The organism is Streptomyces sp. NPDC057302, from assembly GCF_042667685.1.
Taxonomy (GTDB): domain Bacteria; phylum Actinomycetota; class Actinomycetes; order Streptomycetales; family Streptomycetaceae; genus Streptomyces.
Map to the genome: position 1 here is coordinate 13191 of NZ_JBHUZJ010000013.1, position 12739 is coordinate 25929.

Annotated in this window: 13 protein-coding genes; 7 read left to right on the forward strand and 6 right to left on the reverse strand. The window is 71.3% G+C overall.

Annotated features, from left to right (window positions below; all coding sequences use genetic code 11):
* Positions 1 to 2 precede the first annotated feature (2 nt).
* The 3 genes from efeU to ACFUPX_RS12400 all read left to right on the forward strand — a co-directional run bounded on the left by efeU (position 3) and on the right by ACFUPX_RS12400 (position 2356).
* Positions 3 to 878, forward strand: coding sequence for an iron uptake transporter permease EfeU (gene efeU / locus ACFUPX_RS12390; protein WP_383320073.1), 876 nt, complete (start codon positions 3 to 5; stop codon positions 876 to 878).
* An 84-nt stretch (positions 879 to 962) separates the two neighbouring features.
* A complete protein-coding gene (locus tag ACFUPX_RS12395; protein WP_383320075.1) occupies positions 963 to 1316 on the forward strand; it encodes a hypothetical protein in 354 nt (117 codons plus the stop codon).
* A gap of 68 nt (positions 1317 to 1384) precedes the next feature.
* On the forward strand, positions 1385 to 2356 hold the full coding sequence (locus tag ACFUPX_RS12400) for a hypothetical protein (protein WP_383320077.1): 972 nt from the start codon (positions 1385 to 1387) through the stop codon (positions 2354 to 2356).
* Positions 2357 to 2395: 39 nt separating this feature from the next.
* Here the strand turns inward: ACFUPX_RS12400 and ACFUPX_RS12405 are convergent, their stop codons facing one another.
* Positions 2396 to 3139 (reverse strand): bifunctional DNA primase/polymerase, encoded by a 744-nt coding sequence (locus ACFUPX_RS12405; protein ID WP_383320079.1) that lies wholly within the window; start codon positions 3137 to 3139, stop codon positions 2396 to 2398.
* A gap of 170 nt (positions 3140 to 3309) precedes the next feature.
* Between ACFUPX_RS12405 and ACFUPX_RS12410 the strand changes: the two genes are divergently transcribed.
* Entirely contained in the window at positions 3310 to 4224 is a 915-nt protein-coding gene (locus ACFUPX_RS12410; protein WP_383320081.1) for a glycerophosphodiester phosphodiesterase, read from the forward strand.
* On the opposite strand, the gene ACFUPX_RS12415 is transcribed toward ACFUPX_RS12410, so the two are convergent.
* Positions 4203 to 4832, reverse strand: a complete 630-nt coding sequence (locus tag ACFUPX_RS12415; RefSeq protein ID WP_383320083.1) for a TetR/AcrR family transcriptional regulator — start codon at positions 4830 to 4832, stop codon at positions 4203 to 4205. The genes ACFUPX_RS12410 and ACFUPX_RS12415 overlap by 22 nt on opposite strands.
* A 147-nt stretch (positions 4833 to 4979) precedes the next feature.
* On the opposite strand from ACFUPX_RS12415, the gene ACFUPX_RS12420 reads away from it, so the two are divergent.
* Both ACFUPX_RS12420 and ddaH read left to right on the forward strand, forming a co-directional pair.
* On the forward strand, positions 4980 to 5162 hold the full coding sequence (locus ACFUPX_RS12420; RefSeq protein WP_383320085.1) for a DUF6243 family protein: 183 nt from the start codon (positions 4980 to 4982) through the stop codon (positions 5160 to 5162).
* A 163-nt stretch (positions 5163 to 5325) separates the two neighbouring features.
* Entirely contained in the window at positions 5326 to 6168 is an 843-nt protein-coding gene (gene ddaH, locus ACFUPX_RS12425; RefSeq protein WP_383320087.1) for a dimethylargininase, read from the forward strand.
* Between the two features lie 6 nt (positions 6169 to 6174).
* On the opposite strand, the gene ACFUPX_RS12430 is transcribed toward ddaH, so the two are convergent.
* From ACFUPX_RS12430 to ACFUPX_RS12440, 3 genes are all read right to left on the reverse strand, one after another.
* Positions 6175 to 7179 carry a small ribosomal subunit Rsm22 family protein gene (locus ACFUPX_RS12430; protein ID WP_383320089.1) on the reverse strand — a complete coding sequence of 335 codons (1005 nt, stop codon included), beginning with the start codon at positions 7177 to 7179 and terminating at the stop codon, positions 6175 to 6177.
* A 225-nt stretch (positions 7180 to 7404) separates the two neighbouring features.
* A complete protein-coding gene (locus tag ACFUPX_RS12435; RefSeq protein ID WP_383320308.1) occupies positions 7405 to 8574 on the reverse strand; it encodes a serine hydrolase domain-containing protein in 1170 nt (389 codons plus the stop codon).
* Positions 8529 to 9857 carry a Bcr/CflA family multidrug efflux MFS transporter gene (locus ACFUPX_RS12440; protein WP_383320091.1) on the reverse strand — a complete coding sequence of 443 codons (1329 nt, stop codon included), beginning with the start codon at positions 9855 to 9857 and terminating at the stop codon, positions 8529 to 8531. The genes ACFUPX_RS12435 and ACFUPX_RS12440 overlap by 46 nt, the downstream gene beginning before the upstream one ends.
* Positions 9858 to 9961: 104 nt before the next feature.
* Between ACFUPX_RS12440 and ACFUPX_RS12445 the strand changes: the two genes are divergently transcribed.
* Positions 9962 to 10966: a Gfo/Idh/MocA family protein gene (locus ACFUPX_RS12445; RefSeq protein WP_383320093.1), complete on the forward strand. Its 1005-nt coding sequence runs from the start codon at positions 9962 to 9964 to the stop codon at positions 10964 to 10966.
* Between the two features lie 33 nt (positions 10967 to 10999).
* On the opposite strand, the gene ACFUPX_RS12450 is transcribed toward ACFUPX_RS12445, so the two are convergent.
* Positions 11000 to 12634 (reverse strand): alkaline phosphatase D family protein, encoded by a 1635-nt coding sequence (locus tag ACFUPX_RS12450; RefSeq protein ID WP_383320094.1) that lies wholly within the window; start codon positions 12632 to 12634, stop codon positions 11000 to 11002.
* Positions 12635 to 12739 lie beyond the last annotated feature (105 nt).

Sequence of the window (12739 nt, forward strand, 5' to 3'; positions counted from 1 at the left end):
ACATGTTCGGCAACTACCTGATCGGCCTGCGCGAGGGTCTCGAGGCCAGCCTGGTCGTCTGCATCCTCATCGCCTATCTGGTGAAGACGGAGCGACGCGATGCCCTCAAGCCCATCTGGCTCGGCATCGCCGTCGCGTGTGCGCTCGCGCTGGGCTTCGGCTGCGCGCTCACCTTCGGTTCGCAGGAGCTGACGTTCAAGGCGCAGGAGGCGCTGGGCGGTTCGCTGTCCATCGTGGCCGTCGCGCTGGTGACGTGGATGGTCTTCTGGATGCGGCGTACGGCCCGTCATCTCAAGGCGGAGCTGCACGGCAAGCTGGACGCGGCGCTGCAGATGGGCACGGCCGCGCTGGTCGCCACGGCGTTCCTCGCCGTGGGCCGGGAGGGCCTGGAGACCGCGCTGTTCGTCTGGGCGTCGGTGCGGGCATCGGGCGACGGCACGCCGGGACCGCTGATCGGCGTGCTCCTGGGCCTGCTCACCGCGATCGCGCTCGGCTGGCTGTTCTACAAGGGCACGGTCCGCATCAACCTGGCGAAGTTCTTCACCTGGACCGGCGCCATGCTGGTGGTCGTGGCGGCGGGCGTCCTCGCGTACGGCGTCCACGACTTGCAGGAGGCGGAGTTCCTCGGCGGCCTCCAGAACAAGGCGTTCGACATCAGCGCGACGATCCCCCCGGACAGCTGGTACGGCACGCTCCTCAAGGGAGTCTTCAACTTCCAGCCGGATCCGACGGTTGTCCAGGTCACGGTGTGGCTGCTGTACCTGATCCCGACTCTCGCGCTCTTCTTCGCCCCCTCGGGCCTGCTCGGCTCCAGGAAGACGAAGGCCGCGGCCGAGCGGTCGCAGCCGGCCGACGCCCCCGTCGGGGAGAAGAGCTGACTCGGGGGCGGGAAGCGGCGGCCCCGCTCGAACTGCCGTGCCTATGATCGACGTTCACCAGTCGATCTATGTTGAGGATCCCCCATGCGACCCCCCATGCGCATCTCCCGTCTCGGGAAGAGCCTTGCCACGCTGACCGCCGCGACCGCCGTCATACTCGGCGGCTCGCTGGTGACCGCCCCCACCGCCTCCGCGGTCGGCGGGTCGGCCTGCGAGAAGAACGTCAGGAACCACGACATGCTCGTGGGCAATCTAGGCGCCACCGCCCGCAAGGGCCCGAGCAACAACTATGCGAAGAGGATGACCCTCCAGCCCTACGACACCGTCTATGTCCGCTGCTATGCCGTGAACAGCCACGGCAACCGCTGGTACTACGGCGACCTGCCCCGCACGAGCGCCCGCGGCTGGGTCTACGACTTCAATCTCCAGGAGCTCTGACCCGCCTCCGGCCCCCTTCCCGGCCCCGATAGGGTTCGAGCCCGGGAAGGGGTAGGTGAAGGAAACCAATGAGCAGGCTTCGCAGTCTCAGCCGACCGGCCACGGCGGCGGCAGCGGTGACCGCCTTGTCGATGACGGCGAGCGGGTGCGTGACGGTGCACGGGGAGCGGGAGGTCGTTCCGGCGGCGACGAAGGCTGAGGCCGGGCGGGCGCTGAAGGATTTCCTCACCGCGTACAACAAGGCGGACAAGGCGTACGACCCTGCCCTGGACGCGGCCCGGGTCACCGGTCCGCTGGGTGCCATCAATCAGGCGGGGCTGAAGTCGAACAAGGGGCAGCACCCGGGGGGCAATCCCGACCAGGTGCCGCTGGAACTGACGGACGCGAAGTTCTCGATCCCCAAGAAGGCCGGCTGGCCGCGGTGGTTCGTCGCCGACACGCACGCCAATCGGCGCGAGGACATGCGCTGGCTGTTCGTCTTCACCAAGGGCAGCGCCGACCAGCTGTGGGAGGCGTCCTACCTGAATCTGGTGGCGCCCGACAAGATGCCCGAGTTGAAGAAGGACAAGGACGGTTGGGCCGAGCCCGTCGCGGCCGGGTCCTCGTCTCTCGCGGTGGCGCCGAAGAACCTCGGCAAGCAGTACACGTCGTATCTGAAGTCGGGCGGCGACACGTTCGCGCCCGGTGACCACACGTCGACGTGGAAGGCCTTCCGCGACAAGAACACCAAGCGGCGCGGCATCGCCGTGCAGTACATCGACGAGCCGAAGAACGACGGAACGTTCGCGCCGGTGGGGCTGCGTACCCAGGACGGCGGGGCGATGGTCTTCTTCTCGACGCACCACTACGAGAAGCAGACCGCCGCGAAGGGCGTGAACCTCACCGTCGACCCCGAGGTGAAGCCTCTCCTGACGGGCGAGGTCAAGCAGTCGGTGCTCCTTGAGCGCGTCTCCAACCAGCTCGTCCTGGACCCGACGGGGTCGGGCAAGGTGACGTTCCTGAGCCGCATCCAGGGCCTGACGGGCGCGAAGGGCGAGTAGCCGGGAGGGCCGAGCAGCCGCGGTCTTCGCGCGCGGGCGTCAGCCCCTCAACGGCCAGGCGGCGACGTCGTGCTGGGGCTCGCCCGCGACGCGGGCGCATTCGTCGGTGAGGATCTCCAGGAGGGTCAGCGGGTCCGGGAGCGCGTGCTCGGGGCCGCGGATCCAGCTGACCGCCAGATCACCGGGCAGCCGGGCGGGCGGCACCAGGACGTACGAACCGCGGCAGTGCCAGCGGAAGCCCGGGTGTTCGTTCGTCGTCTCGGGGTGGCAGTCCAGCTCGCAGGGCCACCACTCGTCCTCGTCCTCGGGGGTGCCGCGCGTGAGCGTGAAGAAGAGCATCCGCCCCTCGTCCATGACGCCCTCGGACTCGGCGACGGGCCCCACGTCGATGCCGTCGGCGAGGAGCCTGGCGAGCGCCTCGCGCCCCGCGGCCAGCGGCACGTCCAGGACGTCGTGCACCATGCCCGTCGCGGTGATGAAGTTGGCCTGCGGCTGATGCCTGGCCCAGCGCTCGATCTGCCCGCGGTCGGTCGTGGACTGCGTCTGCCAGGCGAAGGAGATGGGGTGCCTGGCGGGGGTGGGACAGCCGATGCGGTCGCAGGAACATCGGTACGCGGAGGGGTGCGCGGCCGGTGAGAGCGGCAGACCCGCCGCCGCCGCGGCGACGAGGAGGGCCTCGCGGCTCGCCTCTTCACCTGCCGTGTCCTCCGGTCGGGGACGTCGGCGAAGCCACTGGGAAATCCTGCTCTGTCCGCCGGACCGGCGGCCGAACTCCGCGCCCATCTATCCCCTCACCTCGCATTTGTGCCGAGAAGCATCTCCCATGGTCGCACCATCCTGCTCCTCGGGGGGCCAGAGCCCACATCCGGGGTAGCTGGGGTGATGCAAGGCGCAGGGTCACAACGCGCGTCATTGCGTACTAACAAGGGATATACCCCCCTACGGTGTTCGCCATGGTCACCAGGACTGCGCTCACGGGACTCTCGGCGCTCATGAGCCTCGCCACACTGACCCTCACCCCGCCCACCGGACCTCTCACCCCGCTCGAATGGGGCCGCGGCGGCCCCCTGACGGTGGAGGCCCTCCCCCGCATCACGTACACCGCACACCGCGGCGGCGCCCTGGAAGTGCCGGAGAACAGCATGTCCGGCCTGGTGGCGGCCTATGAGCGCGGCACGGCCCAGGTCATCGACGTCGACACCCGGATGCTGCGCGACGGCACGCTGGTGGCCATGCACGACGCGACCCTGGACCGCACGACGACGTCCACGGGCCCGGTCCGCTCGCTCACCCTGCGCCAGTGGCGCCGGGTCAGGCTGCGGCCGAGCGCGGGCCTGCCCGGCAGCTGGCGCTCCGAGCGGCCCCCGACGGTCTCCGAGGTCCTCGACCGCTTCGGCGGGCGGATCGTGCTGATGCTGGAGGCGAAGGACCCGCGCAGCCTGCGCGCGCTCGGCTCGCTGATCCGCGCCCGGGGCCTGACCCGCTCGGTGTTCGTGAACTCCAACGACCCCGGCGTCGCCTCGCGCGCCCACCGCCTGGGCCTGCTCGCGCAGCTGTGGCGTTCCAAGGCCCAGATGCGCACCGACCGGCCCGCGCGCTGGGCCGGGTTCGTGGACGTCCTTGACGTGGACCACAAGGCGCGGGACGTGGACCTCCTGCGGGCGGTCCACTCCGGGATCCCCCGGGTGTGGGCGCACACGGTGACCACCCCCGGTCAGCGCGACCGGGCCCTGACGCTCGGCGTCAACGGTGTGATCACCGACGCGCCGGGGCTGCTCGCGCGGACACCGGTGAAGGGCGTGAACGGTGTGAACGGCGTGAGCGGCGGGGCGCTGTCGGGGTGGGCTCAGCGCGGCGCGATGCCGTAGAGGGCGTACTCGACGAGCTTGTCGCCGTACTCGTGCGTGAGCGGGCCGGTCCGCTGGAGCCAGCGCTGGGCGAGCGGGCCCGTCCACAGCTCCAGGGCGATGCGGGGTTCCACGTCGGCGGCGACCTGGCCGGCCTCCTGGGCGATGCGCAGGCGCTTCACGTACAGCTGGAGCGAGGGTTCGAGGAGCTTCTCGACGTACTCGGCGCCGATCTCGTCGTTGAGCATGCCCTCGGCGGCCAGCGCCCGGTAGGGAGCGTCGTACTTGGGGTTCTTGAGCTCGTCGATGGTGGCCCGCACGACGTACTTGAGGTCGGCCTCCAGGTCCCCGGAGTCCGGGATCTCGTACTCCAGCGCGTGGCCCGCCCCGGTGCTCGCCTCCACGCTCGCCTGCTTGCCGAGGTCGAGGAAGGCGTCGAGCAGGACGGCGCCCTTGGAGGGCCACCAGCGGTAGATCGTCTGCTTGCCCACGCCCGCCCGGGAGGCGATCGCCTCGATCGTGAGCTTGGCGTAGCCGACCTCGGAGACGAGTTCGAGGGCGGCGTCATAGATCGCGTGGCGCGAACGCTCGCTGCGGCGCGTGGAGTCAGGGGCGGATTTCGTGGCCATGCCGTCGAATGTAGCAGCGAACGAGCCGAGACGTACCGTCTCACTCACCCTTGACAAGACGAATCGTCTCGTTCAAAGTAGGCACATCGAAGCGAGACGAGACGTCTCGTGGAGTGAGTGGGAAGTTCTCGATACGGAGGTACGCGGATGTCACGAGGCGGAGCAGGAAACATGCTGGGCGTGGGCGGTACCCGCACCAACCTCTCCCGCAAGGCGCTGCGCGGCGGGGGCCGCGGGGGCCAGGTCGGCGGCGGGCTCAGCCCGCAGGCGCAGAAGCGTGAGCTGCTGCGCAAGCTCCAGGAAGGGCGCTCGGCACACGGTGGGTCATGAGACGGGGACGTGGATGGCGTCCTGACCATCCGCCGACCCGGGTGGACCACTCGCTGAACCACCCGTTCGGATCACAGCGCGAGGGCTCCTCAGACCGCACCATGGGCAGCAACTGCCCCACTATGGGCAGTAACTGACCACCGCGGTACGTGAGGAGCCCTCGTTGAGTCGTTTTCCTCGTCGCGCCACACCCCGGCGCTATCTGATGTGCTCACCGGCACACTTCAAGGTCACGTACTCCATCAACCCCTGGATGGACCCTTCGAAACCGGTCGACGTCCCGCTGGCCATCGCCCAGTGGGAGGACCTGCGCGACCGCTACCGCTCGCTCGGCCACACCGTCGAGGAGCTCACCCCGCGTCCGGGCCTGCCGGACATGGTCTTCGCCGCGAACGGCGCGACCGTCATCGGGGGCCGTGTGCTCGGCGCGCGGTTCGCCTATCCCGAGCGCGGCCCCGAGGCCCTGGCCCACCTGGACTGGTTCCGGGAGCACGGCTACGCGGACCTCCACGAACCCACGCACGTCAACGAGGGCGAGGGCGACTTCGCCGTCACGTCCTCCTACGTCCTGGCCGGACGCGGTTTCCGGGCCAGCCCGCTGTCGCACGGGGAGGCGCAGGAGTTCTTCGGCCGCCCGGTGCTCGGGCTCGATCTCGTCGATCCCCGCTACTACCACCTGGACACGGCGCTCGCCGTGCTCAGCGACACGGGGGACGCGGGCGACGCGCCGGACGACATCATGTACTACCCGCCCGCGTTCTCGCCGGGCAGCCAGGCGGTCCTGCGGCGCCTCTTCCCGGACGCGCTGATCGCCGACGAGCCGGACGCGGTGGCGCTCGGGCTCAACGCGGTCTCGGACGGCCTGCACGTGCTGCTCCCGCAGGCCGCGGTCGGCCTCTTCGCACCGCTGCGGGAGCGTGGCTACGAACCCGTCGGCATGGATCTGGGCGAGCTGCTCAAGGGCGGCGGCAGCGTGAAGTGCTGCACGCAGGAGCTGCGCGGCTAGCGCCGGCTAGCTCTCCTGGTGGGGCGGCCAGGCGTCGCCCCACTCCGCGTCGCGGGCCGCGCGGTACAGCGGGCCGTGGCGCTTGGTCACCGTCTCGCGGTGCAGCGTCTCGTCCGCGTCGCACAGGTCGAGCAGGACCTGGCCCTTGCGGATCTGCGGCTTGCGTACGACGCGCTGGTCCGCCGGGTCGGCGTCGAAGCGGACCGCGGCCACGTAGCTGAACTTCTCGTCCTCGTACGCCAATGAGCCGCCCTTGACCTGCCGGTGCAGGGACGAGCGGCTGACGCGGGCGGAGAAGTGGCACCAGTCGTCGCCGGGCACGATGGGGCAGGCGGAGCTGTGCGGGCAGGGCGCGGCGATCCGGAAGCCGGCGGCGATCAGCCGGTCGCGGGCCTCGATGACGCGGGCGTATCCGTCGGGGGTGCCGGGCTCGACGATGACGACGGCCTGCGCGGCCTCGGCGGCCGCGTCCACGACCGAGCGCCGGTCGTCCTCGGTCAGCTCCTTGAGGACGTAGGACACCGTGACGAGATCAGTGCTCTCGATGCTGAGCGCCGCTCCGATACGAGAGCGCTGCCACTTCGCCGCCTTCAACCACGGGTTGGCGGCGGCCAGTTCACGCCCCAGGGCAAGGGCGGGCTCGGCCCAGTCGAGCACCGTGACGGGCCGCTCACCGCCCCAGACGTCGCTCACCGCCCAGGTCGCCGCTCCGGTCCCGCCACCGACGTCCACGTGGCTGCCGGGCGCCCAGTCCGCGGGCGCGGCGTCCGCGAGGGCTCCGAGCGCGGACCGCACGGCCTCGAAGGTGGCGGGCATGCGGTACGCGGCGTACGCGGCGACGTCCGCGCGGTCACGCAGGATCGGGGCGTCGGTCGGGGTGGTCCCCCGGTAGCTGGCGATCAGCCGCTCAACGGCTTGCGCGGCCTGCTTGGCCGGCAGCCCACCAAGAAGCCCGGCAAGGGCGGCACGCAGGGACTCGGCCGGGGGCGCCGAGGAAATCGGGGCGTTCACCCCGTGATTCTACGGGGCACGGGGGCGCGGACTGCGACACAACCGGGCCCCGTAAGGGGCACGGGGAACTGCGCGCCCAGCCCCCACCGGGCCCGCAGGTGAATCACCTCACCCCCAGGGGGCGAAGGCTCCGAAGCCCGGCGCGGTGTTACGCCCGTCAGGGGCGCGGGGAACTGCGCGGCCAGCCCCCACCGGGCCCGCAGGCAGAACACCGCCCCAGGGACCTCAGCGCGCCCCGCGGGCCAGCCGCGTAGCCGCTCGGGCGCGCGGCCCGCTGTCGGCCCGCTGTCGACGCGGATGGACCGTGTTGGCCAGCAGGATCAGGAACGTGTCCGTGGCGGGGTCCATGACCAGCGACGTCCCCGTGAACCCCGTGTGCCCCGCCGCACCCCGCCCCGCCAGCTCCCCCATGAACCACGCCTGGTCAAGGCCGAACCCGAGCCCCGGAGGCGTCAGCATCAGCTCGACGAAGTCGGGGCCCAGGATGCGCGCCGTCCCGTAGGAGCCCCCGCAGAGCAGCGCACGGCAGAAGATCGCGAGGTCGCGCGCGGTGGAGAAGAGTCCGGCGTGGCCGGCGACGCCACCCAGCGCCCAGGCGTTCTCGTCGTGCACCTCGCCCCGCAGCATCCCCCGCTCGGCCTTCGCCCAGGGCCCGCGCTGGTCCTCGGTGGCGGCGGCGTCGGGACGCGGCCCGAAGCCGGTCGCGGCCATGCCGAGCGGCCGGGTGATGCCCTCCCGGACGAGCACGTCGAGCGGACGGCGCGTGAGGCGCTCCAGGACGTGCTGGAGGAGCAGCATGTTCAGGTCGGAGTAGAGATACTCCCCGGGCTCGCTCGACGGGGCCTCCGCGCGCAGGGCGGCGAGCCGCGCCGCCCCGTCCGGGCAGTCGTACAGCGGGAGTTCGGGCCGCAGGCCCGAGGTGTGCGTGAGCAGCTGGCGCACCGTGATGCCGTGCTCGGCCGCCGCCCTGAACTCGGGGACGTACGCCGAGACCCGGGCGTCGATGCCCAGCGTCCCCCGCTCCAGCTGCTGCATCGCGGCGACCGTGGTGAACAGCTTGGTCAGCGAGGCCAGGTCGAAGGGCGTGCCGGTGCGGGTCAACACCTGCTGCGCGGGCGGCAGTTCCACGCCCGCGTCCTTCTCCGCGTCGTACGCCGCGTAGCGCACCGCACGGCCCACCGCCTCGTGGACGGCGATCACGGGGCCGCGCCCCGCCAGCACGACGGCGCCCGCGCACCAGGGCCGCTCGCCGCGCGTCAGTGCGCGCACCTCGCGTACGAGGTGGGTCATCTCGTCCGTGTCGAGCCCCGCGCGATCCGGCGTCCCGGCGCGCAGCAGGCGTGGCGCGGTCAGTGGTCCGTCCCCTCCCGGTTCGGCCTGGCCGAGCGCTGCCAGGGGCGGCACAGTCCCACGAAGCAGCCGATGGCCGCCAGTCCGCAGACGAGCTGGACGACGGCCATCGGCACGGCGGTGGCCTCGCCCGCGATGCCCACCAGCGGGGAGGCGATCGCGCCGATGAGGAAGGAGGACGTGCCGAGCAGCGCGGACGCGGAGCCCGCGGCGTGCGGGGTGCGCATCAGGGCGAGGGCGTTCGTGTTGGGCATCGCGAGGCCCATGGCCGACATCAGGACGAAGAGCCCGGCCGCCACGGGGAAGAGGCCGACGTCCCCGAAGACGCCCGACGTCATGAGGAGCAGCGCGGCGGCCGCGACGACGATGGCGCTGAGGCCGAAGGTGAGCGCCTTGTCGAGGCTGACCCGGCCGACGAGGATCTTGCCGTTGATCTGGCCGACGGCGATCAGGCCGATGGAGTTCACGCCGAAGAGCAGGCTGAAGGTCTGCGGGGACGCCCCGTAGATCTCCTGGATGACGAACGGCGACGCGGAGACGTACGCGAACAGGGCGGCGAAGGCGAAGCCGCCCGCGATCATGTACCCGGTGAAGACGCGGTCGGCGAGGAGCGACTTCATGGTCCGCAGCGCCTCGACGGTGCCGCCGCTGTGCCGGTTCTCGGGGGCGAGCGTCTCGGGCAGGCCCCGCCAGACCACCACCGTCAGGGCGATGCCGACGAGCGTGAGCACGGCGAAGATGCCGTGCCAGTCGGTGAAGCGCAGGACCTGGCCGCCGATGAGGGGCGCGACGATCGGGGCGACCCCGGAGATCAGCATGAGGGTGGAGAAGAAGCGGGCCATCTCCACGCCGTCGTAGAGATCGCGGACGACGGCGCGGGCGATGACTATGCCCGCCGCTCCCGCGAGGCCCTGCAACAGGCGGAAGGCGATGAGGAGTTCGGCGGTGGGCGCGAACGCGCAGATCGCGGTGGCGAGGATGTAGACGAGGAGCCCGATGAGCAGCGGCCTGCGCCGCCCCCACTTGTCGCTCATCGGCCCCACGACGAGCTGCCCGAGCGCCATGCCGGTGAGGCAGGCGGTGAGGGTCAGCTGCGCGGTCGCGGCGGACGTGTGCAGCGAGCGGGTGACCTCCGGGAGCGCCGGGAGGTACATGTCCATGGAGAGCGGCGGGACCGCGGTGAGGCCGCCGAGTACGAGGGTGACGAGGAGGCCGGTGCGGCGCCGGGCGGTGAGCGCCGCGGCGGCGGGGCCCGGTTCCGGCGTCCGGGACTGCCGTATGAGCGGGGCTTGGGACCCACTCGTGGTGCGGCTGCCGTGTTCCGGCATGCGGATTCCCTCCCGATTAGGCGTGCGATTACCTATGCTCTCAGCTCAGCTGTGCTGGTTGAGACCATTTCCGCGGTACTCCGCGGTACGGAACAGGGGCCCCCGTGGTGGAAGACGACCGTGAGCCCGTGCGCTGGGGCATCCTCGCGACGGGCGGGATCGCCGCATCGTTCACGGCGAACCTCCTCGACATGCCGGACGCGGAGGTCGTCGCGGTGGCGTCGCGGACCGACGCGTCGGCGAAGGCGTTCGCCGAGCGGTTCGGGATACCTCGCGCGTACGGCGAGTGGGCCGCGCTCGCCGAGGACAAGGACGTGGACGTCGTGTACGTGGCGACGCCGCACGCCTCGCATCGGGCGGCGGCGGGGCTGTGTCTGGACGCGGGCCGCGCGGTGCTCTGCGAGAAGGCGTTCGCGCTGAACGCGCGCGAGGCGCGGGAGCTTGTGACGCTCGCCCGGCGGCGCGGCCTCTTCCTGATGGAGGCCATGTGGATGTACTGCCATCCGCTGATCCGGCGGATGAAGGCGCTGGTCGACGACGGGGCGATCGGTGAGGTGCGGACCGTGCAGGCCGACTTCGGGCTCGCGGGTCCCTTCCCTCCTTCGCACCGTCTGCGGGACCCGGCGCAGGGCGGTGGCTCGCTGCTGGATCTCGGGGTGTACCCGGTGTCGTTCGCCCAACTGCTGCTCGGGGAGCCCTCGGGGGTGACGGCGAGAGCAATGCTCTCGGACGAGGGCGTTGATCTCCAGACGGGAATGCTGCTCTCGTGGGAGAGCGGTGCTCACGCTTTGTTGCACTGCTCCATCAACGCGGGCACCCCCGTCACCGCGTCGGTCACCGGCTCGCGGGGCCGCATCGACGTCCCGGACGGCTTCTTCTTCCCGGAGCGCTTCGTGCTGCACCGCGACGGCCGCGACCCCGAGGAGTTCACCGCCGCCCCCGAGGACGGCCCCCGCGACAGCCTCAAGCACGAGGCCGCCGAGGTCATGCACCGCCTGCGCGCGGGCGACACCGAGTCCCCCCTCGTACCCCTCGACGGCACCCTCGCGGTGATGCGGACCCTGGACGCGGTGCGGGAGCGGATCGGGGTGCGCTACCCGGGCGAGTGAGCGCACCCCGTCGAAGCCGCCGGGCCCGCTGGGTTACGCGGGCTCGAGGCCCGGGTTCCCTGCCTCCGTCACGAAGGACGCGGCTGTGGTGATCGGCGCCCCGGGCGTCGACACCGCGGAGACAGTCTTGAAATCGGCGCGCGCGGATTCCTGCCCCAGACCGACGGTCACGTACCCGCGGCGCCCGTTGTAGAACTTCATGTGCGGGTTGGCCTTGGTGTAGGTCTCCCAGTTCGCGGGCTTGTCGGCGCCGTCCTTGCCGCTCGCGATCGACGTGGCGACGATCTCCGTGCCGACCGTCTTGGACGCCTGGTCGGCGAAGTCGGCCTTGATGTCGTAGGCGTACGCGACGTGCACGTCGCCCGTGAGCACCATCAGGTTCTCGATCCCGGCCGACTTCGCTCCCGCCAGGACGCGGTCGCGGGAAGCGGTGTAGCCGTCCCAGGCGTCCATGCTGACCTTCGCCACCGCGTTGAGGTCGAGCTTGCGCTCGGAGAAGTTGACCTGCTGGGGCACGACGTTCCACAGCGCCCGCGAGCTGCGCCAGCCGTCCACGAGCCAGCGCTCCTGGGTGGCGCCGGTGAGGGTGCGGTTCGGGTCCGTGGACTCCGGACCGGGGACGTGCGAGCCGTCGCCGTAGGCCTGGTCGGAGCGGTACTGCCGGGTGTCCAGGACGTCGAACTGCGCGAGCTTGCCCCACTGCACGCGGCGGTAGAGCTGGAGGTCGGGGCCGCTGGGGCGCTGGGGGCTGCGCAGCGGCTGGTTCTCCCAGTACGCGCGGTAGGCGGCGGCGCGGCGCACCAGGAACTCGGCGGGCGGGTTGCCGTTCTCGTCGAGGTCGCCCGCGTAGTTGTTCTCGGCCTCGTGGTCGTCCCAGGTGACGACGAAGGGGTGCGCGGCGTGCGCGGCGCGCAGATCGGGGTCGGACTTGTAGAGGGCGTACCGCAGGCGGTAGTCCTCCAGGGTCTGTGTCTCGCGGTTGTAGAGGGCGGGCAGGGTGCGGTCGGTGTATTTGCGGTTTCCGCCGACCGCGTTCACCGCGTACTCGTAGAGGTAGTCGCCGAGGTGGAAGACGACGTCCACGTCGTCCTGGGCCAGGTGCTTGTACGCGGTGAAGTAGCCGTCGTGGTACGCCTGGCAGGAGACCGCGGCGAACGTCAGGGAGCTCACCCTGCTGCCGGCCGCGGGGGCGGTGCGGGTGCGGCCCGTCTCGCTGATCCACTTCCCCGTCCTGAAGCGGAAGTAGTAGGTCCGCCCGGCGCCCAGGTGGTCCGCCTCGACGTGCACGGTGTGGTTGAACTCGGGGTGGGCGATGGCGTAGCCGCGTCTGGCGACGCGCCGGAATCGGGCGTCGTGGGCGATCTCCCACAGGACGGTGACACGTTTGTTCGGTAGTCCGTTGCCCGGTTCGTACGGCGCGGGGGCGAGGCGGGTCCAGAGCAGGACCGAGCCGGGCAGCGGGTCGCCGGATGCGACGCCCAGCGTGAACGGGTCGTCGGCGATCCGCGCGGCGTCCAGCTCGGCGGCGCTCGCCACGCCCGCCGTCGGCAGGTTGGTGGCGAAGGCGAGCGCGGCTGCGGCGCCCGTGACGGTGAGGAAACGACGGCGACCCAAGTGGCTCGCCGCGGCGTGAAGTTCGGCTGTGCCCTGTCGGCCTGCTGATGTCATGTGGCCCTCCCCTGACGATTGGTGTCCTGGGCATGCAAGTGGTGGGGGACGACGCGCGACTGTCGCGTACACAACACCCGCATGGCGGGACGATGATGTCCGCGT